This window comes from Rugamonas rivuli (assembly GCF_009380165.1).
GTDB lineage: Bacteria > Pseudomonadota > Gammaproteobacteria > Burkholderiales > Burkholderiaceae_D > Rugamonas > Rugamonas rivuli.
Genome location: NZ_WHUF01000002.1, coordinates 788,459 through 809,703, shown reverse-complemented (window position 1 = coordinate 809,703; position 21,245 = coordinate 788,459). Strand labels below are relative to the sequence as shown.

Below are 21,245 nucleotides of genomic sequence, written 5' to 3'. Positions count from 1 at the left end.
ACGACAGGCCAAGAGCCATGGACCACCGAGACGATCCTTCACCCGATTCACCGCTGCGGCGCCGGCTGCTGGGCGGCCTGCTGTCCGCTGCGGCGCCCACGCTGCCGCTGATACTGCCGTCCAGCGCCAGCGCGGCCGACGCGCCGATCCAGGTCGGCGGCCTGCCCGTCACCTGCAATCTGACGCTGCCGGTGGCCTGCATGGCGAAGGCCGCCGATGCAGGCAAGCCTGGCGCGCTGCCGCGCGGCTTCGAGTACAGCAAATACAACGGCTGGCCCGAGGTCAAGGAATCGCTGATGACGGGCCGCATCCAGGCGGCCTACATGCTGGCGCCGCTGGTGATGGATTTGGCCGACAAGCGCATCCCCGTCAAGATCGTCTCGCTGGGCCACCGTTCGGGCGCCGTCATCATGGTGCGCACCGATTCGCCGCACAAAAAATTCTCCGACCTGCGCGGCAAGCGCATCGCCATACCGAGCCGCTTCGCGGTGGACTTCCTCTTCCTGCGAAAAATGCTGGCGCGCGAGAAGATGACGCCGAAGGATATCGAGATCGTCGAGATGGCGCCGCCGGACATGCCGGCCGCACTGTACGCCAAGGCGGTCGATGGCTACTGCACCGGCGAGCCTTTCGGCGCGGCCGCGCAGCGCGCTGGCTACGCCCGTCCGCTGGCGATGACGCGAGACGAGTGGCGCAACTACATCTGCTGCGTGCTGACGGTGCGCGAGGAACTGATCAAGGAGAACCGGCCGCTGGTGCAGGAGCTGGTCAACTACGTGCAGGCCGCAGGCAGCTGGCTCGATTCGGCGCCGGTCAGCCGCGAAAAGGCGATCACCATCGCCGCCGGCCGCAAGTACTTCAATCAAGACCCGAACATCCTGCGCTTCGTGATGCAGAATCCCACCGACCGCGTGACCTACGGCGACCTGCGCATGATACGTGCGGAGTTCGATGAATTGATGCAGCTGTCGATCGAGGCTGGCACCATCAAGCGGCCTGTCGCCTACGAATCGTACGTGGACGAGAGCTTCGTCAAGGCTATCAAGCCGGTCGCCATCAACATATGAGCAAGTTGAGAATAGCACTACTGGCGATGTCGATCGCGTTCGGCGCGCAGGCCGCCGACACCCTGGGCCTGAAAGCCGGCGTGTTCGATCCGCCGCGCATGGCGCCGGACTTCACGGTGCGCGGCTCGGACGGCAAGGAGCTGAAACTGAGCCAGTACCGGGGCAAGCTGGTGCTGCTGGAATTCGGCTACACGTCCTGCGTGGACGTATGCCCTGTTTCGCTGGGCATGCTGGCGGAAGCGCGCCGGCAGATGGGGGCGCAGGCCAGCCAGCTGCAGGTCATCTACGTCACCGTCGATCCCGAGCGCGACACGCCCGGCCGCATGCGGAACTATCTGCGCGCCTTCGATCCGACCTTCATCGGCGCCACCGGCACGCCGCAGCAGATGGCGCGTGTACGCCAGGACTACGGCATCACCGCCACCAAGAAAATGATCGATGGCAGCAAGACCGACTACACCGTCGGCCATTCCTCCTACTTGTACTTCGTCGACCGCAAGGGCAGCCTGCGCGCGCTGCTGCCGTTCGGACGCACCGCCGCCGACGTGGTGCACGACGCCACGCTGCTGTTGAAGAATTGAGTACGCATCAGCCTCGCCGCCGCGCACGCGCAGCCGTTATCGCGTTGAGCCTCGCCGCAGCAGGTCTTGCTGCGTTATGCGCGTGGGCCGCGCTGGCGCCCATCGCCCTGGCCTCCCGCGACGAGCTGTTTGAAATCCCCAACGGCACCTGGGCACGCCGCATGGCCGGCGACAAGGTGGAGATCCTGCCGTCCGAAATTCACCTGACCCAGGGCGCCAACGACGTACTCCTGCTGCGCAACAAGGACAGCGTGCCGCAGATTTTCGGGCCGGTGCTGATCATGCCCGGCCAGAGTTTCCGGCTGCCGTTCGAAACCGTCTCCATCAACGACTTCGCCTGCACCGCACACGCCAGCGGGCAAATGCGGGTGGTGGTCGACGCCCTGCCCGCCGCCGGCTGGCCGCGCCTGAAGTGGCGGGCCTTGCACGCCTGGACGCGCGCGCCGCACCTGCTTTCAACCTGAATGGACGCCATGGAAAAACTCAAGAAAATCCTGCCGCCGCTGGCGGTGCTGGCCTCGCTGATCGCACTGTGGTGGATCGTCGTGGTGCAGACCGAAAGCGTGATCTTCCCAACGCCGCTGCAAGTGGTGACGGGCACGCTGGAGCTGGCGGAAGACGGTACGCTGTGGGAGCACATCGGCGCTTCGCTGTTCCGGGTCGGCACCGGCTTCGGGCTGGCGGCGGCGGTGGCGATTCCGCTCGGCCTGTGGATGGGGCGCGTGGACGGCGCCTACATCACGCTCAATCCCATCTTCCAGATCCTGCGGCCGATATCGCCGATCGCGTGGATACCACTGGCGATCCTGTGGTTCGGCGTCGGCAATCTGTCGCCGGTGTTCCTGATCTTTATCGCCGCCGTGTTCCCGATGATCGTGCAGACGGCGGCCGGCGTGCACACCATCGAGCGGCGCTATCTGCGGGCGGCGGAGAACTTCGGCGTCTCGCGCACTACGCTGTTCCGGCAGGTGATCATCCCGGCGGTGCTGCCGGAAATTATCGTCGGCATGCGCATCGCGCTGGGCGTGGCGTGGCTGGTGGTGGTGGCGGCGGAGATGATCGCGCTGCGCTCCGGCCTGGGCTACCTCATCATGGACTCGCGCAATGCCGGCAACCGCTACGACCTGGTCATCGCCGGCATGATTATCATCGGCGTCATCGGCCTGATACTGGACGCGGTGATGCGCAAACTCGAAGGCCTCAAATCGGTAAGGTGGCGCTATGGACGCTAAAATCGTCGTCAAGGAAATCAAGAAAAGCTTCAAGGATTTGCCGGTGGTCGGCGGCGTCAGTCTCGATGTGCGGGATGGCGAGTTCGTCGCCATCGTCGGTCCGTCCGGCTGCGGCAAGTCGACGCTGATGAAGATCATCGCCGGCTTCGAGCAGCCCACCGAGGGCGAGGTGCGCATCGACGGCATGGTGCGGCGCGGGCCCAATCCCAAGGGCATCTCGATCTCGCAGCATGGCTCGGTGTTCCCGTGGCTAACGGTGCAGCAAAACCTGATGTTCGGCCTGACCGGCGATGGCCACGGCGACAAGTCGGCGCTGGCCGATCACTACGCGGAGATGGTGGGGCTGAAGGGTTTCGAGAGCAGCTATCCGCACGAGCTGTCGGGCGGCATGCTGAAACGGGTGGAGCTGGCGCGTGCGCTGGTGGTCAAGCCGGAGATCCTGTACATGGACGAGCCCTTCTCCGCACTGGATGCGTTGATGAACCTGAAGATGCGCACCGAACTGCTCCGCATCCTGGCCGAGGAGCGCCACACCGTCATCCTGATCACGCACGATGTGGAGGAAGCGCTGTTCATGGCGGACCGCATCCTGGTGCTGTCGCCACGGCCGACGCGGATACAGGCGACCTTCGAAGTGCCGCAGCCGCATCCGCGCAAGTTGTCGCAGCCCCAGTTCCAGGAGATGAAGGAACAGATCCTGCGCGAGCTGGGTGTGACTATCTAAGGGCTGACTAGCGCACAGCCAGCGAGACGCTGGCGGGGAATTGCGGGGCGCGGCGGTGCAGCGTGGCTTGCTCGTAGGCGTAGGCCATGCCGATCAATGCCGCTTCGCTGTAGGCGGCGCCGACGAAGGACAGGCCGACCGGCAAGCCATGCACATGCCCGGCCGGCACGGTGATGTGCGGGTAGCCGGCCACCGCCGCCGGCGACGAGAAGCTGCCGCCGAAATGGTCGCCGTTGATGAAGTCCGTCAGCCACGCCGGCCCGCCGGTCGGCGCCACCAGCGCGTCGAGCCGGTGTTCGCGCATGACCTGGTCGATGCCTTCGGCGCGCGAGTAGCGCTGGTTGTTGGCCAACGCTTCGCGGTAGGCTGGTGTGTCGAGGTCGCCCTTCGCTTGCGAGCGCTCCAGGTATTCCTGGCCGAAGTACGGCAGCTCCTGCTGCCCGTGTTTCTGGTTGTAGGCGATGACGTCGGCCATGTTCGACACCGGCGCATGCGGCGCGTATTCCTTCAGGTAGGCCGCCAGGTCGGCCTTGAATTCGTAGAGCAGCACTTCGGTCTCGCTGTCGCCGTACTTGCCGACGTTGGGTACTTCAGTGTCGATCAGCTCCGCGCCCTGCGCCTTCAAATCCTGCAGCGCCTTCTCGATCACCGCATCCAGCTCGTCGTTACTGCCGAAGAAGTTGCGGGCGACGCCGATGCGCCGGCCCTTCAAGCCGCCCTTCTGCAGCGCGGCTCGGTAGTCGCCGGTCTTGCCGGCGCTGTCCTGCGTGACAGGATCCCTGGCGTCGACGCCGGTCATCGCGGCCAGCATCAGCGCGGCGTCGGCGACGCTGCGCGCCATCGGGCCGGCCGTGTCCTGCGAGTGGGCGATAGGAATGATGCCGCTGCGGCTGACCAGCCCCAGCGTGGGCTTGATGCCGACCAAGCCGCAGATCGAGGCCGGCGAGACGATGGAGCCGTCGGTCTCGGTGCCGACCGCCAGCGTGGCCAGGCCGGCGGCGATCGCCGCGCCCGAGCCGGAGCTGGAGCCGCTGCAGTTGCGGTCCAACGAATACGGGTTCAAGGTCAATCCACCGCGCCCGCTCCAGCCGCTGACCGAGTGCGGCGAGCGCATATTGGCCCATTCGCTCAGGTTGGTCTTGCCGATGATGACGGCGCCGGCCGCCCGCAGTTGCGCGGCTACATGCGCGTCGCGCGCGGCGCGGATGCCGTTCAGCGCCAGCGAGCCGGCGGTGGTGCTCATGCGGTCGCCGGTGGCGATATTGTCTTTGAGGAGAACCGGGATACCGTGCAGCGGGCCGCGCACGCGCTTGAGGTTGCGTTCGCGGTCCATTTCCAGCGCGATCTTCAACGCTTCGGGATTGATTTCGATGATGGCGTTGATGCGGGGACCGGACTTGTCGATGGTCTTGATGCGGGCCAGGTATTGCGACGTCAGCGAGTGCGAGGTCAGCTTGCCGGCCTCCATCATCTGCTGCTGTTCCCAGACGCCGGCGTCGAGGATGCCGCCGCTGCCGAGCTTGGACGCCGCACCGGCAGGCGTCGCCAACACCCGGTTGCTACCCGCCGCGGCACCCGCCGCTACGCCGATCCGAACGAATTCCCTGCGATCCATGCCATCCTCGTGATTGGTTTGTACTGATCACCTATGCGCACTATTTGTTGCGTCGCATAAATATATCAGCGTGTTGACACCTACACCACAAAAATTATTACAAATCAGCAAATAATTCCTAAGATCCAATAAAAAAAGCACGCCGGCATGTGTTTCACATACGCTGGCGTGCTTTTTTAGCACTGAAACCGATTAGTTACGAACGATACGCTTGTATTCGTTGGTACGGGTGTCGATCTCGATGACGTCGTCCTGGCTCACGAACAGTGGCACTTGAACGGTGTGACGCTTCGATTCGATAGCGTTTTCGATCTTGGCTTCTTTCAGGACGTTGCCCGAAGTGTTGCCTTTGACCGCAGGCTCCGAGTACACAACCTGACGCGCGATGGTGGTTGGCAGTTCAACCGAGATTGCTTTGCCGTCGTAGAACACGGCTTCGCATTCCATACCGTCTTTCAGGTAGTTCAGCGCTTCGCCCAGGTTTTCTTCTTCGATTTCGTACTGTTCGTAGTCAGCGTCCATGAAGACGTACAGTGGGTCGGCGAAGTACGAGTAGGTCACTGGCTTTTTGTCCAGAACCACTACGTCGAACTTGTCATCGCCGCGGAAGACGTTTTCCATCGGGGTGTTGGTCAGAAGATTTTTCATCTTCCATTTGTACGTGAAGCCCGTGCGGCTCGAACCGTTGACGTCGGAACGCAGAACGATCATAGGCTTGCTGTCAACCATGATGATGTTGCCAACACGAATTTCTTTTGCAGGTTTCATAGAGAGTGTACGTAAAAAGTAGGTTGCGTAAAAATCATCTGTCGCCAGGCGGGAAGCCCAAAGCTCACGGTTGATCAGGTAAAAATGCGCTAGAGATTAACCCGGCATTATACCTTGTTTTTCCCGCACCGCCTATCTCAGCGTGGCGGCGAACGCCATCAGATTGGCGGCCAGATCGCCGTTGGCCCGCATTTGCGCCTGCCATGCGGCGGCGCGTTGCGCCATGGCCGGCATCTGGCGTTCGAACGCCTGCCACAGCGCGGACCAGTCGGCGCCCTCGCCCGCCGTCGGTGCGCCGTTCCAGCGCAGCGAAAACTCGGCCAGCGCATTGAGCTCGCCGGCGTAGCGCTGCAGGAAGGCGCGCAGTTTTTTGTGGTGCAGGTCTTCGTCCTGCGGATAGATGTGCCAGACGAAAGGCCGGCCCGCCCATTGCGCGCGCACGAAGGAATCCTCGCCGCGCACAAAGTTCAGGTCGCAGGCCCACAGCAGCTGGTCGTAGTCCGGCTGCGGCACGAAGGGCAGCACGCGCACGGTCAGCGCGCCGCGCGTGGCGCTGGCGCCGGCCTTGGCTTCGGCGCCGAGAAAGGCTTGCACCGCCTCGGCCGCCACGCCTTCCGGCACCAGACAGGTCAGCGGCTGCGCGGCTGCGGTCCACACGTCCAGCAGCGCCGACACCGGCGCGTGCGGGTAGCAGAACAGCGTGACCTTGGTCGATGCCATCTCGGCCGGCGTGACGCCGAAGCGGGCCAGAAAATCCGCCATCGCCGCCGGCGACGACTGGAAGCTGCGGCGCGCTTGATCCAGTTCACTTTCGCACAGCAGGCCGCCGGTCTTGCCGGTGAAGCCGGGGAAGAAGAAGTGCTTGGTCAGCGGCAGGCGCGGATGCGGCGAGGTCAGGCGATGGCAGCCTTCGACCCACTCTTCCGCCGTCAAGCCTTCCAGGTTGAACCAAACCGGGCGCGGCTCGCATTGCGCCATCGCTTCGATGTAGCCGGGCGGGATGTCGACGGCGAAGAATTCGATGACGATGTCGGCCACGTCGGCGGGCGTGAAGACGCCATCCTGGTCGCGCCAATGGCGCACGATGACGCCGTCCAGCTGCTGGCTGGCGGCGGCGCGGTCGACCTCGGGGCAGATGCGGTGGAAGCTGACCAGGTCGTCGACCCACAGCGTGACGGCCAGGCCGTGCTCGCGCCGCAGCTGGCGCGCGAGGCGCCAGCAAATGCCGATGTCGCCGTAGTTGTCGACTACACGGCAGAACAGATCGAGGCGGCGGAGTTGGTTCATGGCGGATAGCGAAAAAATGCGAGGCTGGATGATACCTGATTAACGCGAGACAGCCACCAAGAATACCAAAACTTCTGCGGACGGTCCCAGTCCAATCCCTTCCAGCGCAGGTGATGACAGCCCGCATGCGGCGGGCCGAGCCACGCTGGCCAACACCAACCACAACAAGGAGATACCATGAATGAGTTTCAACAGTACTATGGTCAGCAACTAGCGCCGCAACAACTGGGCGGCCTGGCGCCGCAAGGCTTCTTCGGCGGCCTGCTGGGTGCGCCGCTGGGCGGGCTGATCGGCCGCGGCATCGGCGGTCTGTTCGGCAACTCCCGCCTCGGCAACCAGATCGGCCAGGCGGCCGGCGGCATCGGCGGCGCCTTCCTGCCGTTCAGCGTGGACCCCGTGACGGCGGCCTATGCACAACAAGCACAGCAACAACAGCAACTGCAACAACTACAACAAGCCCAGCTGGCGCCGCAAGGCTGGTTCGGCAATATCATCAAGAGCGTGGCGCAGCCGCTGGGCGGCGCGATCGGCGGCGCCTTCGGTAACGCCGGCCTGGGCAACACCATCGGCGGCATCGCCAGCCAGCTGGGCGGCATGCTGCCCTTCGCGGCCGATCCGCTGCAGCAAGCCTATGCGCAACAGGCCGCGCAAGTACAACAGCTGCAGCAATTGCAAGCACAGGGACTGGCGCCGCAAGGCTGGTTCGGCAACATCATCAAGAGCGTGGGCCGTCCGCTGGGCGGCATGATCGGCGGCGCCTTCGGCCATGCCGGCTTGGGCAACACCATCGGCGGCATCGCCAGCCAACTGGGCGGCATGCTGCCCTTCTCGGTCGATCCGGCCGAGCAGGCGGCCGCATTGCAGGACGTGCAGCTGCAATCGCAAGGCCTGGTACCGCAAGGCTACTTCGGCAACCTGCTGCGCCATCGCGCCAACACCGGCATCATCAGCCCACCCATCTTCAGCAACCCCATCGGCAGCCCCGGCATCGGCTACTCCAGCCCCGGCATCGCCAACATGCTGCCGTTCGCTGCCGATCCCGTCTCGCAAGCGTATGCGCAGCAAGCCCAGGACGCGCAACTACAACAACTACAAGGCCTGGCGCCGCAAGGCTGGTTCGGCAACCTGATCAAGAACGTGGCGCAGCCGCTGGGCGGCGCGATCGGCGGCGCCTTCGGCAATGCCGGCCTGGGCAACACCATCGGCGGCATCGCCAGCCAGCTGGGCGGCATGCTGCCGTTCGCGGTCGATCCGGTGACGGCGGCCTATGCGCAGCAGCAGGCACAACTGGCGCAACTGGCCCAGCAAGCCAACGCCGGCAACAACGCGCTGTACGGCGGCCAAACGCTGCACTGATCGTTTGACGCCCTGAGCCGCAAACGGGGCGGCGTCCGTGCGCCGCCCCTGCCCTCCGACGGCCACGGCCGCGGAGGGCGCCGTTCTTTTTAAGGAGATTCCCATGACAGAAGCCCAAGCCGCGCCGAGCAGGAAGGCGCGGTATCTGATCCACGCCGTCGACGGTGCGCCGGTGGTCGATTTTCTGGCGCTGGCCGAGATCGACCCCGAGATCACGGTGGTCGACGTGATCGGCCCGCACGACGCGCCGCATACGGTAGTCGTCGAAATCAGCGCCGACAAAGCCCGCGTGCTGGAGCTGCACTTCCGCAGCACCGGCACGCCCTCCCATCAATTAACGATAGAACCGGACCAGCCGCTGTCGCTCTTCGATAGCACGCAGACCGGGCCAATTTGAAAGGAATGTTCATGGCCAAAACCACCAACGACGGCGTTTCATCACCGTCGGACTCCACTCCTTCCGGCGGCGCTGAAGGCGCCGCGCCCATCGAAGGCGGCGGCCGCTCCGGCCGCGGCTCTGTTGCCGGAAGTTCCGGCCCGTCCAGCGCCAATGGCAACGAAGCGCGCGTGGTAGCCGAGCCCGTCGGCAGCAGCGGCGCTGGCGCTGGCCGCGCCATCGGCGCGCGCAAAAAGCAGTATGTGATCACCCCACGCCAGCCGGACGGTCTGCAGGCAATGAACTTCCAACCACTGCAATTCGCAGATCTGGAGCGCAGGCTGCGCAGCAGTAACGATATCGAGGTGGTCGACACGGTCGGCCCGAAATCCGGGTTCCACACGCTGGCCAACGGCATGGGCGACGTAAAAGACGTGCTGGTGGCTCGCATGACGGTGCAGAAGGCCGCCTTGCTACACCAGCAAGGCCAGGGCCGGCTGCTGGTCGAGCAAGACCACCACCTGAACCTGATGGAGCCGGCGCTGCGCCAGCCTGTGATGGTGACGGGCCTGATGCCGGCGGGCGAAGGCCCCGTGTTCAGCGCCGTCATCAGCGTGATCGGCAAGGACGGTGCGCCGCAGGCCGAGGCCGAGGTATCGCTGTTCGGCAGCATGCTGCCGGCCAGCGGAGTGACAGACGCCAATGGCCAGGTCACGTTGTCGCTGTTCGGCGAGACGCGGGAATCGGTGCGCGGGCTGTACGTCAAGCCCAAGGCCGACTATTGGAGCTTTTACCAAAGCGATCCCGACATCAGCACCGAAGAAGCCAACGTGGTGACGCTGCGGGCGCTGTCGGACTGGCCGTCGCTGGCCGGCTTCCCGCGCCAGCGCGCCTACGGCTGGGGCCAGAAGGCGATGCGGCTGGACCAGCTGCCGGGCAACTACCGCGGCCAGGGCATCAAGATCGCCATCATCGATTCGGGCGCGGCCACCACGCACGCCAACCTGCGCGGCATCAAGGCCGGCTTCGACGTGTTGAACAAGAAGACCAATCCCGACGGCTGGAAACAGGACACGCTGGGCCACGGCTCACACTGCGCGGGCGTGATCGTGGCGGCCGACATCGCCTCGGGCATACGCGGCTTCGCGCCGGACGCCGAGGCGCACGTCTGCAAGCTGTTCCCCGGCGGGCAAGTGAGCCAACTGATCGATGCGCTGGGGTACTGCATCGACAATGAGATCGACGTGGTCAACCTGAGCCTGGGCGGAAACGAGGTGTCGGAGGCGCTGGAGCAGCAGATCGTGCGCGCCAAGCGGGCCGGCATCGCCTGCATTGTCGCGGCCGGCAATTCGGGCGGCGCAGTGCAGTATCCCGCCTCGTCGCCGAATGTGCTGGCGGTGGCGGCGATCGGCAAGCTCGACGAGTTCCCGCCCGACAGCTACCACGCGCAGACGCTGGACCAGAACGTCGACGCCTACGGTTATTTCACGGCCAAGTTCAGCTGCTTCGGGCCGCAGGTGGCGGTGTGCGGGCCGGGCGTGGCGATCACGTCCTGCGTGCCGCCGAATAATTTCGCGGCCTGGGACGGCACGTCGATGGCGACGCCACACATCACGGGACTGGCGGCGCTGACGCTGGCCCACCACCCGGACTTCCAGACGCCGCAGTACAAGGCGCGCGGCGCCGAGCGGGTCGAGCGGCTGTTCCAGCTGATACGCGCCAGCGCGCACCGCGTCAGCCTGGGCGACCAGAGCCGCACCGGTTTCGGCTTGCCGGATGTGCTGGTGGCGGTGGGCTTGCAGACGCAGGCCGGCCAGCAGCCGGCGCAGGCGGTGGCGCCGCAGGCCGCCACGCTGGCGCCGATGATGGCGGGGCAGCCGCTGGGCAATAATTTCGCCAGCCTGATGGGCAATCTGGGTGGTGCGCAGGTCTACGATCCGCTGGCGCTGGACATGGCGCGCGCGCAATTCGCGGCCTATGGCGGCTGGCCGCCGCTGCATGTGGGCGCCTTCCCGCTGCCCAAGCCGTACAACCCCATCATGTGGTAGGCCCGGAAATGCAAAAAGCCGCACTAGGCGGCTTTTTGCATCAACTGGCGTCCCCAGGGGGATTCGAACCCCCGTACTCACCGTGAAAGGGTGATGTCCTAGGCCTCTAGACGATGGGGACAGAAATCTGTCCGTACTGCGATATTGGAAAAGTCCTGTAACACTGGCGTCCCCAGGGGGATTCGAACCCCCGTACTCACCGTGAAAGGGTGATGTCCTAGGCCTCTAGACGATGGGGACTTTTCCAAGGCGCGAATCATAGCAGTCTCTATCGCACTTGGCAATAGCAAACCCTTGTTTTTACAGGAAAAAGCCGAAACATAGTCGGGCTTGCAACAGGCGGGCAAACGCCGCAAAAACAAAAAAGCCGCTCAAGGCGGCTTTGCTGTGCTGGCGTCCCCAGGGGGATTCGAACCCCCGTACTCACCGTGAAAGGGTGATGTCCTAGGCCTCTAGACGATGGGGACATGTCGGTGCTTCCTGCGCTAATGGTGGAGGTAAGCGGGATCGAACCGCTGACCTCTTGCATGCCATGCAAGCGCTCTCCCAGCTGAGCTATACCCCCCGGGCGCAGAAAGTCTTCTGTCGTACTACGTTTTTACTACTCATCAGCCTGGCAAAGCTGGCGTCCCCAGGGGGATTCGAACCCCCGTACTCACCGTGAAAGGGTGATGTCCTAGGCCTCTAGACGATGGGGACCTTGGAACTACGGTAACAACATGCGTCATCATCTCCGCGCAGTGGTGGAGGTAAGCGGGATCGAACCGCTGACCTCTTGCATGCCATGCAAGCGCTCTCCCAGCTGAGCTATACCCCCGGGCGCAGAAACAATAAAAGCCGCTTGCGCGACTTTTGTTTTCACTACTTGTATCTATCCAGCATAAAGCCAAACATCAAACAAATCAGTACAAACAACGTCAACTACAACATCTACAACTTGGCGTCCCCAGGGGGATTCGAACCCCCGTACTCACCGTGAAAGGGTGATGTCCTAGGCCTCTAGACGATGGGGACTGCGAACAACCAATTCTGCAACGTGGTGGAGGTAAGCGGGATCGAACCGCTGACCTCTTGCATGCCATGCAAGCGCTCTCCCAGCTGAGCTATACCCCCGTTTGCTGCAGAAACAAGAGTATAGCAAAGAAGCTGCACTATGCAAATACCCTTTTGCAACTTTGCTCAGGATTCAATGCAGAATCACAGAAACTTGGCGAGGCGGGCCAGGATGACGTCGCGACCGAAGATCTGCAGCACCGCATCGATGGCCGGGGTTTGCAGCTGGCCGGTGACGATCAGGCGCAGCGGCATCGCCATCTGCGGCATCTTCAGCGTGTTGGCGGCCAATACTTCCTTGATCATCGCGGCCAGCGCTTCCTTGGTCCACTCCACCGTTTTGCAACGCCCGGCAAACTGCGCCAGCGCCGGCTTGACGGCGTCGGTCAGGTGCTGGGTCATCAGCGCGGCGTCCGGCTGCGGCGTGCGGAAGAACAGCATGGCGGCGTCGGCCAGTTCGTTGACGGTGCTGACGCGCTCCTTCATCAGCGCCAGCACGGCCGGCAACGACGGAGCGCCCTCGCCTTCCAGCACGGCGCCGGCGGCCAGCATGCGCGGCTGCGCCAGCGCGGCCAGGCGCTCGTTGTCGGCCTGCTTGATGTAGTGGTTGTTGAGCCAGTTCAGTTTCTCGATGTTGAACTGCGCGGCCGAGTTCGACAGGTGGGTGCCGTCGAACCAAGCGCATACCTGCTCCATCGAAAACACTTCGTCGTCGCCGTGGCTCCAGCCCAGGCGCGCCAGGTAGTTCAGGATCGCTTCCGGCAGATAGCCTTGCGCCGGGTAATCCATGACGTTGACGGCGTCCTTGCGCTTGGACATCTTCTGGCCGTCGGCGCCCAGGATCATCGGCAGGTGGCCATACAGCGGCAGCGGTGCGCCGATGGCGCGCAGGATGTTGATCTGGCGCGGCGTGTTGTTGACGTGGTCGTCGCCGCGCAGCACGTGGCTGATTTCCATGTCCCAGTCGTCGACGGCGACGCAGAAGTTATAGGTCGGCGTGCCGTCCGGGCGGGCGATGACCAGGTCGTCCAGTTCCTTGTTGCCGATGGTGATGGTGCCTTTGACGAAATCGTCCCAGCTCACTTCGCCGTCCAGCGGGTTCTTGAAGCGCACCACCGGCTTGCGGTCGGCCGGGATGGCCGGCAGGGTCTTGCCCGGCTCAGGACGCCAGGTGCCGTCGTAGCGCGGCTTCTCGCCGGCTTCGCGCATGCGCTCGCGCATCGCTTCGACTTCTTCCGGCGACGAGTAGCAATGGTAGGCGGTGCCGGCTTCCAGCATCTGCGCCACCACTTCGCGGTAGCGGTCCATGCGCTGCATCTGGTAGAACGGGCCTTCGTCGTGGCTCAGGCCCAGCCATTCCATGCCTTCGATGATGGCTTGCACCGCTTCCGGAGTCGAGCGCTCCAGGTCGGTGTCCTCGATGCGCAGCACGAAGGTGCCGCCGAAGTGGCGGGCGTAGGCCCAGGAGTACAGCGCCGTGCGGGCGCCGCCCAGGTGGAGGTAGCCGGTTGGGCTGGGTGCGAAACGGGTGCGGACTGGCTTGGCTGGTGCAGTAGTCATCGAAGTAGGAATGCTTATGTGTAAAAGCAGCTATTTTACCGCGTCGGCGAAGGTGCGGCGATACCGCTCTTCGGCGTCGGCGCGGGTGTTGATCTCAAACAGCAGGCCGCCGGGGGCTTCGCAGAAGAAGCGCGAGCCGCGTTCATGATAGAACACCTCGGTTTTCATGGTGACGCCGTCCTGCTTGAAACGCTGGTACATGGCGCGCACTTCGTCGGCGCTGGGCAACTCGAAGCCGAGATGAAAGTTGTGCGGCCAGACGGTGGTGCGGTCGCCGCAGTCTTCGATGACGATGTCGAAGCCATCGCGCTTGAGGATGCTGACCGGGCCGGCCAGTTCGACGCGGCAGCCCAGTTGGCGCTCAAAGAAGGCGACGCTGGCGGCGACGTCGTTGGATGGGAAACTCAGGTGATTCAAACGCATGGTGGACTCCGTCGATGTGGTGAATGAAAGCCACAGCTTACGGAGTCCGCCCGGCACCGGCAATTCGCTATCCGGCCGGCGGGCGGCGGCGAAAAACCGGTTTCAAAACAAGGCCTTGCGGCTTAGATCAGCCAAGGCGCCGTGACGCCATTCGCTTTTCCATCAAACCGAGGTCAGCGATATGAAGAGCATCACCTGGGGGATGATGAGGGCCAGCGTCAACAGGTAGGCAACCATCAGCACCAGCCAGCGGGCGATCGTCGCCAGCGCTGCGCCGCCATAGACATTGTGCATGGCCCGGACGATATACAGGAACAGCACGGCCAGCAGCAGCCGGACGCCCCACCGCCACGGCGCCAGGTGCGCCAGCGCCATGACGAAGAAGGCGAAGGCATTGACGTGCAGCGCGAACAGCAGATATTCGCCGTAGCGCCGGCCCGACGGCAGATACAGCAGCTTGAGGAACAAGGCAAACACCGGCACCATGAAGAAGATCACATACGGCATGCGGGCGAAGAAACCATGCGTCATGCGCTCGGCCTTTTGCTCGGGAGGCAAGGCGTAGTAGCGGTCGAGCGATTGCTGGAAAGTCGGGAACACGGTGCGCAAGGCGGTCAGCGCCAGGGATGGATTATCCGTGCTGGGCAGCGTCATGCCGAAGTTGACGTGATTGCCGTCCGGCGTGATGTCGACGCCGAAGTTGTAATAGCCCAGCTTGACCTCGTAGCGGGTAATGTCGGCCGCGCCCGCCTCGCGCGCCTCTGCCTTGCCGATATCCGCGCTGACCGACGGCGCCTTCTCGGCCTTGCCTTCCCTGGCGCTCTCCCCCACCGAAAAGCCGCTGAACTGCAGCAGCGCAAACAGGATCACGCTGAGCGTCAGGAACAGGCGCAGCGGCTGCATGTAGTTGACGCGCTTGCCCGCCATATAGGCCTTGGTCAAGCCGCCCGGACGCAGCAGCAACTGGCCCATTGTGCGCCACAGCTTGCCTTCGATGGCGACGTAATGGCCGATGAACTCGGCGACGAATTCGCCCATGCTGGGCGGATGCAGCACGGCCTCCTGGCCGCATTGCGGGCAGAAATTGACGCCGAGACGGGTCTGGCAGCCGGGGCAGAATTCAGGGGCGGCGTGGTCCGCGGCCGATGCGGGGACGGCGTGCAGATGGGTCGATGTCAAGGCAGGCTCTCGGCAAAAGAAAGCCGCATGCTAACCCATGGAGTTGCGTTTTTTAATACTTTTTTTGGAAAAACTGCGCGCAGTGTGGGCTGCGCGCAACCATCGCGGCGATCGCCTTACTTGACGGTGATCTTGATGTCCTTGGCCATGCCCGGGCCGTAGGACTGGTGCAGGCCGTTGGCGAACTGCATCGACAGCACATAAGTGCCCGGCGCCAGCTTGACTTCGGTTTCGGTCTGGCCCTTGCCGAAGTGGATGTGGTGCTCATCGGCAGGCACGACTTCGCCAGCCTTGACCGGCGCGGCGTTGATCAGCAGGTGATGGTGGCCGGTGTTGGCCGTCATGTCGCCGGCCGGCTTGACTTCCATGCCGGTGACGGCGAACTTGACCTTGAACGGGCTGGTGACGGTGGCGCCGTCGGCCGGCTCGACAAACGATACCGATTGCTGCGCAAAGGCGGCGGCGCTCAGGCCCAGGAAGGCTGCGGCGACTGCGAATTTCTTCATCATGTGGGGATCTCCGTGGTTAGTCGTTCTTGATTACGATGCTGGGGAACTTGCTGGTCATGTCTTTGGCCTTCTCCGAGACCTGCACTGCAATCTTGCGGGCGATGTCCTTGTAGATCGCGGCGACCTGGCCGTCCGGTTCGGCGACCACGGTCGGCTTGCCGGAATCGGCCTGCTCGCGGATCGCCAAGGTCAGCGGCAAGGCGCCGAGGAATTCGACGTTGAAGTCCTTGCACATCTTGGCGCCGCCGCCAGCGCCGAAGATTTCCTCCGCGTGGCCGCAGTTGGAGCAGATGTGCGTGCTCATGTTCTCGACGATGCCGAGAATCGGGATGCCGACCTTCTCGAACATCTTCAAGCCCTTGCGCGCATCCAGCAGCGCGATGTCCTGCGGCGTGGTGACGATGACAGCGCCGGTGACGGGCACTTTCTGCGACAGGGTCAGCTGGATGTCGCCGGTGCCGGGCGGCATGTCGACGATCAGGTAATCGAGGTCGCGCCAGTTGGTCTGCTCCAGCAGCTGCTGCAGCGCCTGCGTGACCATCGGGCCGCGCCACACCATCGGCTCGTCCGGGTCGATCAGGAAGCCGATCGACGACACTTGCACGCCGTAGTTTTCCAGCGGCTCCATGGTCTTGCCATCCTTGGTTTCCGGACGGCCGGACACGCCCAGCATCATCGGCTGCGACGGGCCGTAGATGTCGGCGTCCAGCAGGCCGACCGAAGCGCCCTCGGCGGCCAGCGCCAGCGCCAGGTTGACGGCGGTGGTCGATTTGCCGACGCCGCCCTTGCCTGAGGCCACGGCGATGATGTTCTTCACGTTCGGCATCAGCTTGAGGCCGCGCTGCACGGTGTGCGAGATGACCTTGCTGTGCACGCTGACGCTGACATTGCCCGCGCCCGGCAGCGCGCGCAAGCCGGCAATGACACTGGCGCGGATGGCGTCGAACTGGCTCTTGGCCGGGTAGCCCAGCTCGATGTCGAGCGAGATGTCCGCGCCTTCGACCTTCAAATTCTTCACGGCCTTGCCGGACACATAGTCTTTCGTTGTATTTGGGTCAACGATTTTGGACAGCGCGGCTTTGACGTCTTCTACTGTGATGCTCATGTAACTCTCTCCGTAAAATGTGCCCTCATTCTAGCGCATCGCGACAGAAATCCCCTCGAACGTGCGCAGTAGCGGCTTCCACTGTTAAAATGCTCTTTTTCCACCCACAAAGTGCATCAACCATGACCCGCAAGCTGTTCGTCACCACTGCCCTGCCCTACGCTAACGCCGCTTTCCATATTGGCCACATGATGGAGTACATCCAGGCCGACATCTGGGTACGGTTCCAGCGAATGCAGCGCGACGGCGACGCCCAACGCGTGGTGCACTTTGTCGGCGCCGACGACACCCACGGCACGCCGATCATGATCGCTGCCGAAAAAGAAGGCATCACGCCGCAGGAATTCGTCGCCAAGATCGCGGCCGGCCGCGCCCAGTACCTGGACGGCTTCCATATCGCCTTCGATAACTGGTACTCGACCGACTCGCCGGAAAACGTCGAACTGTCGCAGGGCATCTACCGCAAGCTGCGCGATAACGGCCTGATCCAGACCAAGATCGTGCCGCGCTTCTACGACCCGGTCAAAGGCATGTTCCTGGCGGACCGCAACATCAAGGGCGAGTGCCCGACCTGCCACGCCAAGGACCAGTACGGCGACAACTGCGAAGTGTGCGGCGCGGCCTACCAGCCGACCGAACTGATCAATCCGTTCTCGGTGTTCACCAACGCCACGCCGATTCTGAAGGATTCGGAGCAGTACTTCTTCAAGCTGTCCGACCCGCGCTGCTACCAGTTCCTCAAGGACTGGCTGAACACGCCGGGCCGCTTGCAGCCTGAGATGGTCAACAAGGTCAGCGAATGGCTGGGCGAAGCCGGCGAGAAGCTGGCGGACTGGGACATCTCGCGCGACGCGCCCTACTTCGGCATCCCGATTCCTGACGCGCCGGGCAAGTTCTTCTACGTGTGGCTGGACGCGCCGGTCGGCTACCTGGCCAGCCTGAAGAACTACTGCGAGAAAAAAGGCATCGACTACGAGGCGCTGCTGAAAGATCCGGGCACCGAGCAGATCCACTTCATCGGCAAGGACATCGTCTCCTTCCACCTGCTGTTCTGGCCGGCCATGCTGAACTTCGCCGACCATCCGGTGATCGACAAGCTCAAGGTCAACGTGCACGGCCACCTGACCGTCAACAACGAGAAGATGTCGAAGTCGCGCGGCACCGGCATCTCGCCGCTGCGCTACCTGAACCTGGGCATGAACCCGGAATGGCTGCGCTACTACATCGCCTTCAAGCTGAACTCCAAGGTGGAAGACCTGGACTTCACCGGCGACGACTTCGTGGCCCGCGTCAACAGCGACTTGATCGGCAAGTACGTCAACATCGCTTCGCGCTGCGCCGGCTTCATCGCCAAGAAATTCGACGGCAAGCTGGCGTCGTCGCTGTCCGACGGCGCGCAGGGCTGGATCAAGCGCGCACTGATCACCGCTGACGGCATCGAACGCCAGGCCAGCATCGCCGCCAATTTCGAGGCACGCGAGTTCGGCAAGGCGCTGCGCGAGATCATGGAAATCGCCGACATCACCAACCAGTATGTCGATGAAAACAAGCCGTGGATACTGGCCAAGGACGAGGCCAAGCTGGCCGAGCTGCATGACGTCTGCACCGCGGCGCTGATCCTGTTCCGCCAGCTGACCATTCTGCTGTCGCCGGTGCTGCCGGGCGTGGCCGCGAATGTGTCCAAGTTCCTCAACGACGAGCAGCTGGTGTGGGCCGATACCGACGTCGCCAGCGGCGTGGTGTCGAGCGCGATGCTGGGCCGTACCATCGGCGCCTACGCGCACCTGATGACCCGCGTCGACGCCAAGATGATCGAAGACCTGTTCGACGCGCCGGCACAGCAAGGGGCGTCCGCAGGGACGCCCGCCGCTGCAGCACCGGCTGCCGCCGCCAAGCCTGCCAAGCAAGCCGCTGCCGCCGTACCAGCCGCCCCGGCGCTGCCGATGCCGGAAGGCGTGGAAGAACTGGCGCCGCAGATCAGCATCGACGACTTCGTCAAGATCGACCTGCGCGTGGCCAAGATCGTCAACTGCGAACACGTGGACGGTTCGGACAAGCTGCTGCGCCTGACGCTGGACGTGGGCGAAGGCCGTCTGCGCAACGTCTTCTCGGGCATCAAGTCCATGTATCAGCCGGAAGAACTGGTCGGCAAGCTGACCGTGATGGTGGCCAACCTGGCGCCGCGCAAGATGAAGTTCGGCGTATCGGAGGGCATGGTGCTGGCCGGCTCGGCCAAGGACGAGAAAGCCAATCCAGGCATCTACATCCTCAATCCATGGCCGGGCGCTGAGCCGGGCATGCGCATCCGCTAAGGACTTGCATGAACATCGTGGTCCGCGAAGCGACGAATGACGATGCCAGGCTGATCGCCGACCTCACGCGCGCCGCGTGGGCCGGCAAGGTCAACGTCACTTCCAGCGGACACCGCGAAACCGCCGTACTCGTCGCAGAACATCTGCGTGCGGGCGGCGGTTTTGTTTTGCTGGTCGACGAACAGCCGGTGGGTTCGGTGCGCTGGCTGCCGCTCGATGCGGAGCCGGATGTGTGGGAAGTATGCCGCATGGGCGTGCTGCCGCAGTACCGGGGCAGCAATCTGTCGCAGCATCTGCTGGAGGCGGTGATCCATCACGGCCTGGCTTCCGGCGTGGAAGAGGTTCGGCTGGCCGTGCGCGGCGACCAGCCCAAGCTGATCGACTTCTATACCGCTTTCGAATTCGAGCTGGCCGAGGAACTCGAATACTCGCACGCCAATCCGATGGAGCCACCGCCGCTGGTGATGCGGCGTTCGCTCAAATACTGAACACCAAGGGTTATTTGTAGATGCCGCAGCCGATCACGACGTCGTCCACGCGCTCGACGTAGGTGCGCTTGCCGTCGACGGTGCCGGTGCTGGGGTTGGGCCATTTGTAATCGACCCAACCTTTGCCTTCCTTGCTCATGCCCAGCGCCAGGATATCCTTGATCAGGAACTTGCCGTCGGCGTCCTTCATCTCCAGCACATTCTTCCCGACCAGCTTGATGTTGGCGCCGTTGGCCAGCTCCACGCCGTCGCCGTTGGCGCCGAAGGCGAAGATGTACAAGTCCTTGCTGATGAACTGCCCCTTCGGATTATTGAACTCGGCGAAGGCTTTCTCCTTGCCGTTCTTCTTCAAGAACTCGCTGGCCTTCTTGACCATCGCCACCGCTTCATCAGCAGTGCCTTTTTCCGCCGCGCCGGCGCACAGCGCCGCCACCATCATGACGCAGGCCAGTATCAATTTTTTCATGTGAGCTCCTTAGAAAATGTGGCGAATGCCGAGATTAAGACCACGATTGCCCGTGCCGCCTTCGATCGCACTACCAACCGTATAGCCGGCGCCGTTCTTGTTGCGGATGTACGCGTACACACCGTACAAATCGGTACGCTTCGACAGGTAGTAGCGATAACCCGCGGCCAGCTGCTCCGCATCCTGATTGAAGCTGGTCTTGTCGTTCTTGCGGATGTAGGAGCCGATCCACGTGCCGAAACCCTGCGGCACCGTCACGCCCAGCAGCACCACGCTGCTGTCGATGGAGGGCGTCGGCGCCACCGCGTAGCCAAACGGGTTGTTCAGATTGCGCGGCAAGGCGCTGTTCAAGCCCTTGTCGACCCCATACGCGAAATGCGCCTTCGCCACGCCAAAGTCGTACAGCGCCGTCAGCACAGTGTTCTTGGCGCTGCTGGTGCTCTTCAGCGTGGCCGTGTCGTTGTTGCGGTTGTGATGCGCCAGACGCACCACCAGCGGGCCAGTGGTGTACGCGACCGCGCCGCCGAACTGGCGCTGCGCCTTGCTGTCGCCAGCCACCTCCCCGACGCCGTAGACCACCTCCGCATTGAAGCCATTGACCACCGGCGACGCGTACTTGACCGCGTTGTCCATCCGGCTGGCGCTATTGCCGGTGGAGGCCATCAGGTTCTTGGTGTCGCCGGCCGTGCCGGAGCCGAAGGGATCGACCGCCGCCACCGCCAGATACTGAGGCGTGTACTGGCGGCCCAGCGTCAGCGTGCCGGCCGTTTTACTCTGCAGGCCGACATAGGCCTGGCGGCCGAACAGCAAACCGCCCTGCCCCATGGCGCCCGTGTCGGCCTGGAAGCCGTTCTCCAGCAGGAAGATGGCCGACAAGCCGCCGCCCAGATCTTCATTACCCTTGAAGCCCAGCCGCGATCCCGCCTCCACGCCGCTGGTCAACTTGGTGCTGGAGGCCGCGGCACCAACGCCGCCGCTCTCGCGCACCACCGCCATATCGACAATGCCGTACACCGTCACGTTCGATTGTGCCGCCGCAGTCCCCGCCAACGCGCCCAGGGTGAACGCAAGCATAGTTTTTTTCATTGTTATCTCC

General features: G+C 63.6%; 20 protein-coding genes and 8 tRNA genes. 10 read left to right on the top strand and 18 right to left on the bottom strand.

Translation table 11 applies throughout. From position 1 onward, the window contains the following. Positions 1 to 17 precede the first annotated feature (17 nt). The 5 genes from GEV01_RS08855 to GEV01_RS08835 are packed head-to-tail and all read left to right on the top strand — an operon-like array spanning position 18 to position 3,604. Positions 18 to 1,067: an ABC transporter substrate-binding protein gene (locus GEV01_RS08855; protein WP_152803473.1), complete on the top strand. Its 1,050-nt coding sequence runs from the start codon at positions 18 to 20 to the stop codon at positions 1,065 to 1,067. Beyond that, positions 1,064 to 1,648: an SCO family protein gene (locus GEV01_RS08850; protein WP_152803471.1), complete on the top strand. Its 585-nt coding sequence runs from the start codon at positions 1,064 to 1,066 to the stop codon at positions 1,646 to 1,648. Before GEV01_RS08855 ends, GEV01_RS08850 begins: the two co-directional genes overlap by 4 nt. Beyond that, a complete protein-coding gene (locus tag GEV01_RS08845) occupies positions 1,645 to 2,112 on the top strand; it encodes a cupredoxin domain-containing protein (protein WP_235914286.1) in 468 nt (155 codons plus the stop codon). The genes GEV01_RS08850 and GEV01_RS08845 overlap by 4 nt, the downstream gene beginning before the upstream one ends. Positions 2,113 to 2,121: 9 nt before the next feature. Further along, the gene (locus GEV01_RS08840) at positions 2,122 to 2,880 is read left to right on the top strand and encodes an ABC transporter permease (protein WP_152803469.1); all 759 of its coding nucleotides are present in this window, start codon (positions 2,122 to 2,124) and stop codon (positions 2,878 to 2,880) included. Continuing rightward, positions 2,870 to 3,604 (top strand): ABC transporter ATP-binding protein, encoded by a 735-nt coding sequence (locus GEV01_RS08835; protein WP_152803467.1) that lies wholly within the window; start codon positions 2,870 to 2,872, stop codon positions 3,602 to 3,604. Before GEV01_RS08840 ends, GEV01_RS08835 begins: the two co-directional genes overlap by 11 nt. 7 nt (positions 3,605 to 3,611) lie before the next feature. Here the strand turns inward: GEV01_RS08835 and GEV01_RS08830 are convergent, their stop codons facing one another. The 3 genes from GEV01_RS08830 to earP form a co-directional block, all read right to left on the bottom strand. Next, the gene (locus GEV01_RS08830) at positions 3,612 to 5,219 is read right to left on the bottom strand and encodes an amidase (RefSeq protein ID WP_152803465.1); all 1,608 of its coding nucleotides are present in this window, start codon (positions 5,217 to 5,219) and stop codon (positions 3,612 to 3,614) included. Between the two features lie 192 nt (positions 5,220 to 5,411). Next, positions 5,412 to 5,987 (bottom strand): elongation factor P, encoded by a 576-nt coding sequence (locus GEV01_RS08825; protein ID WP_008450015.1) that lies wholly within the window; start codon positions 5,985 to 5,987, stop codon positions 5,412 to 5,414. Between the two features lie 132 nt (positions 5,988 to 6,119). Then, positions 6,120 to 7,274: an elongation factor P maturation arginine rhamnosyltransferase EarP gene (gene earP / locus GEV01_RS08820; RefSeq protein ID WP_152803463.1), complete on the bottom strand. Its 1,155-nt coding sequence runs from the start codon at positions 7,272 to 7,274 to the stop codon at positions 6,120 to 6,122. Between the two features lie 177 nt (positions 7,275 to 7,451). Between earP and GEV01_RS08815 the strand changes: the two genes are divergently transcribed. The 3 genes from GEV01_RS08815 to GEV01_RS08805 all read left to right on the top strand — a co-directional run bounded on the left by GEV01_RS08815 (position 7,452) and on the right by GEV01_RS08805 (position 11,054). Then, positions 7,452 to 8,630, top strand: coding sequence for a hypothetical protein (locus GEV01_RS08815; RefSeq protein ID WP_152803461.1), 1,179 nt, complete (start codon positions 7,452 to 7,454; stop codon positions 8,628 to 8,630). A 103-nt stretch (positions 8,631 to 8,733) separates the two neighbouring features. Continuing rightward, positions 8,734 to 9,027, top strand: a complete 294-nt coding sequence (locus GEV01_RS08810; RefSeq protein WP_152803459.1) for a hypothetical protein — start codon at positions 8,734 to 8,736, stop codon at positions 9,025 to 9,027. An 11-nt stretch (positions 9,028 to 9,038) separates the two neighbouring features. Then, positions 9,039 to 11,054, top strand: a complete 2,016-nt coding sequence (locus GEV01_RS08805) for a S8 family serine peptidase (RefSeq protein WP_152803457.1) — start codon at positions 9,039 to 9,041, stop codon at positions 11,052 to 11,054. A gap of 45 nt (positions 11,055 to 11,099) precedes the next feature. Here GEV01_RS08805 and GEV01_RS08800 read toward each other — a convergent pair. The 13 genes from GEV01_RS08800 to apbC all read right to left on the bottom strand — a co-directional run bounded on the left by GEV01_RS08800 (position 11,100) and on the right by apbC (position 16,883). After that, a tRNA-Glu gene (locus GEV01_RS08800) sits at positions 11,100 to 11,175 on the bottom strand. Positions 11,176 to 11,218: 43 nt separating this feature from the next. Further along, a tRNA-Glu gene (locus tag GEV01_RS08795) sits at positions 11,219 to 11,294 on the bottom strand. A 151-nt stretch (positions 11,295 to 11,445) separates the two neighbouring features. After that, positions 11,446 to 11,521, bottom strand: a tRNA-Glu gene (locus GEV01_RS08790). Between the two features lie 22 nt (positions 11,522 to 11,543). Beyond that, positions 11,544 to 11,619 (bottom strand) — tRNA-Ala (locus GEV01_RS08785). Between the two features lie 58 nt (positions 11,620 to 11,677). Further along, positions 11,678 to 11,753, bottom strand: a tRNA-Glu gene (locus GEV01_RS08780). A gap of 42 nt (positions 11,754 to 11,795) precedes the next feature. Continuing rightward, a tRNA-Ala gene (locus tag GEV01_RS08775) sits at positions 11,796 to 11,871 on the bottom strand. 121 nt (positions 11,872 to 11,992) lie between these two features. Then, positions 11,993 to 12,068 (bottom strand) — tRNA-Glu (locus tag GEV01_RS08770). Between the two features lie 23 nt (positions 12,069 to 12,091). Continuing rightward, positions 12,092 to 12,167: transfer RNA gene (locus tag GEV01_RS08765), tRNA-Ala, on the bottom strand. Between the two features lie 84 nt (positions 12,168 to 12,251). Further along, positions 12,252 to 13,667 carry a glutamate--tRNA ligase gene (gene gltX / locus GEV01_RS08760; protein WP_152803455.1) on the bottom strand — a complete coding sequence of 472 codons (1,416 nt, stop codon included), beginning with the start codon at positions 13,665 to 13,667 and terminating at the stop codon, positions 12,252 to 12,254. A gap of 30 nt (positions 13,668 to 13,697) precedes the next feature. Further along, positions 13,698 to 14,090, bottom strand: a complete 393-nt coding sequence (locus GEV01_RS08755) for a VOC family protein (RefSeq protein ID WP_152803453.1) — start codon at positions 14,088 to 14,090, stop codon at positions 13,698 to 13,700. Between the two features lie 162 nt (positions 14,091 to 14,252). Further along, positions 14,253 to 15,269, bottom strand: coding sequence for a DUF3667 domain-containing protein (locus tag GEV01_RS08750; protein ID WP_152803451.1), 1,017 nt, complete (start codon positions 15,267 to 15,269; stop codon positions 14,253 to 14,255). Between the two features lie 116 nt (positions 15,270 to 15,385). Beyond that, positions 15,386 to 15,778 (bottom strand): DUF4399 domain-containing protein, encoded by a 393-nt coding sequence (locus GEV01_RS08745; protein WP_175022988.1) that lies wholly within the window; start codon positions 15,776 to 15,778, stop codon positions 15,386 to 15,388. 16 nt (positions 15,779 to 15,794) lie between these two features. Continuing rightward, positions 15,795 to 16,883, bottom strand: coding sequence for an iron-sulfur cluster carrier protein ApbC (gene apbC / locus GEV01_RS08740; protein ID WP_152803449.1), 1,089 nt, complete (start codon positions 16,881 to 16,883; stop codon positions 15,795 to 15,797). Positions 16,884 to 17,005: 122 nt separating this feature from the next. Here apbC and metG point away from each other — a divergent pair, with 122 nt between their 5' ends. Both metG and GEV01_RS08730 read left to right on the top strand, forming a co-directional pair. Then, positions 17,006 to 19,195 carry a methionine--tRNA ligase gene (gene metG / locus GEV01_RS08735; protein WP_235914285.1) on the top strand — a complete coding sequence of 730 codons (2,190 nt, stop codon included), beginning with the start codon at positions 17,006 to 17,008 and terminating at the stop codon, positions 19,193 to 19,195. A gap of 8 nt (positions 19,196 to 19,203) precedes the next feature. Further along, positions 19,204 to 19,683 (top strand): GNAT family N-acetyltransferase, encoded by a 480-nt coding sequence (locus GEV01_RS08730; RefSeq protein WP_152803445.1) that lies wholly within the window; start codon positions 19,204 to 19,206, stop codon positions 19,681 to 19,683. Positions 19,684 to 19,693: 10 nt separating this feature from the next. Here the strand turns inward: GEV01_RS08730 and GEV01_RS08725 are convergent, their stop codons facing one another. Continuing rightward, positions 19,694 to 20,149 (bottom strand): cache domain-containing protein, encoded by a 456-nt coding sequence (locus GEV01_RS08725; RefSeq protein WP_152803443.1) that lies wholly within the window; start codon positions 20,147 to 20,149, stop codon positions 19,694 to 19,696. A 9-nt stretch (positions 20,150 to 20,158) separates the two neighbouring features. Then, on the bottom strand, positions 20,159 to 21,235 hold the full coding sequence (locus GEV01_RS08720) for a porin (RefSeq protein ID WP_152803442.1): 1,077 nt from the start codon (positions 21,233 to 21,235) through the stop codon (positions 20,159 to 20,161). Positions 21,236 to 21,245: the final 10 nt, after the last annotated feature.

Coding starts and splice junctions, on each gene's coding strand:
- GEV01_RS08855 (WP_152803473.1), top strand. CDS start 18: ATGGACCACCGAGACGATCCTTCACCCGATTCACCGCTGCGGCGCCGG.
- GEV01_RS08850 (WP_152803471.1), top strand. CDS start 1,064: ATGAGCAAGTTGAGAATAGCACTACTGGCGATGTCGATCGCGTTCGGC.
- GEV01_RS08840 (WP_152803469.1), top strand. CDS start 2,122: ATGGAAAAACTCAAGAAAATCCTGCCGCCGCTGGCGGTGCTGGCCTCG.
- GEV01_RS08835 (WP_152803467.1), top strand. CDS start 2,870: ATGGACGCTAAAATCGTCGTCAAGGAAATCAAGAAAAGCTTCAAGGAT.
- GEV01_RS08830 (WP_152803465.1), bottom strand. CDS start 5,219: ATGGATCGCAGGGAATTCGTTCGGATCGGCGTAGCGGCGGGTGCCGCG.
- GEV01_RS08825 (WP_008450015.1), bottom strand. CDS start 5,987: ATGAAACCTGCAAAAGAAATTCGTGTTGGCAACATCATCATGGTTGAC.
- earP (WP_152803463.1), bottom strand. CDS start 7,274: ATGAACCAACTCCGCCGCCTCGATCTGTTCTGCCGTGTAGTCGACAAC.
- GEV01_RS08815 (WP_152803461.1), top strand. CDS start 7,452: ATGAATGAGTTTCAACAGTACTATGGTCAGCAACTAGCGCCGCAACAA.
- GEV01_RS08810 (WP_152803459.1), top strand. CDS start 8,734: ATGACAGAAGCCCAAGCCGCGCCGAGCAGGAAGGCGCGGTATCTGATC.
- GEV01_RS08805 (WP_152803457.1), top strand. CDS start 9,039: ATGGCCAAAACCACCAACGACGGCGTTTCATCACCGTCGGACTCCACT.
- gltX (WP_152803455.1), bottom strand. CDS start 13,667: ATGACTACTGCACCAGCCAAGCCAGTCCGCACCCGTTTCGCACCCAGC.
- GEV01_RS08755 (WP_152803453.1), bottom strand. CDS start 14,090: ATGCGTTTGAATCACCTGAGTTTCCCATCCAACGACGTCGCCGCCAGC.
- GEV01_RS08745 (WP_175022988.1), bottom strand. CDS start 15,778: ATGATGAAGAAATTCGCAGTCGCCGCAGCCTTCCTGGGCCTGAGCGCC.
- apbC (WP_152803449.1), bottom strand. CDS start 16,883: ATGAGCATCACAGTAGAAGACGTCAAAGCCGCGCTGTCCAAAATCGTT.
- metG (WP_235914285.1), top strand. CDS start 17,006: ATGACCCGCAAGCTGTTCGTCACCACTGCCCTGCCCTACGCTAACGCC.
- GEV01_RS08730 (WP_152803445.1), top strand. CDS start 19,204: ATGAACATCGTGGTCCGCGAAGCGACGAATGACGATGCCAGGCTGATC.
- GEV01_RS08725 (WP_152803443.1), bottom strand. CDS start 20,149: ATGAAAAAATTGATACTGGCCTGCGTCATGATGGTGGCGGCGCTGTGC.
- GEV01_RS08720 (WP_152803442.1), bottom strand. CDS start 21,235: ATGAAAAAAACTATGCTTGCGTTCACCCTGGGCGCGTTGGCGGGGACT.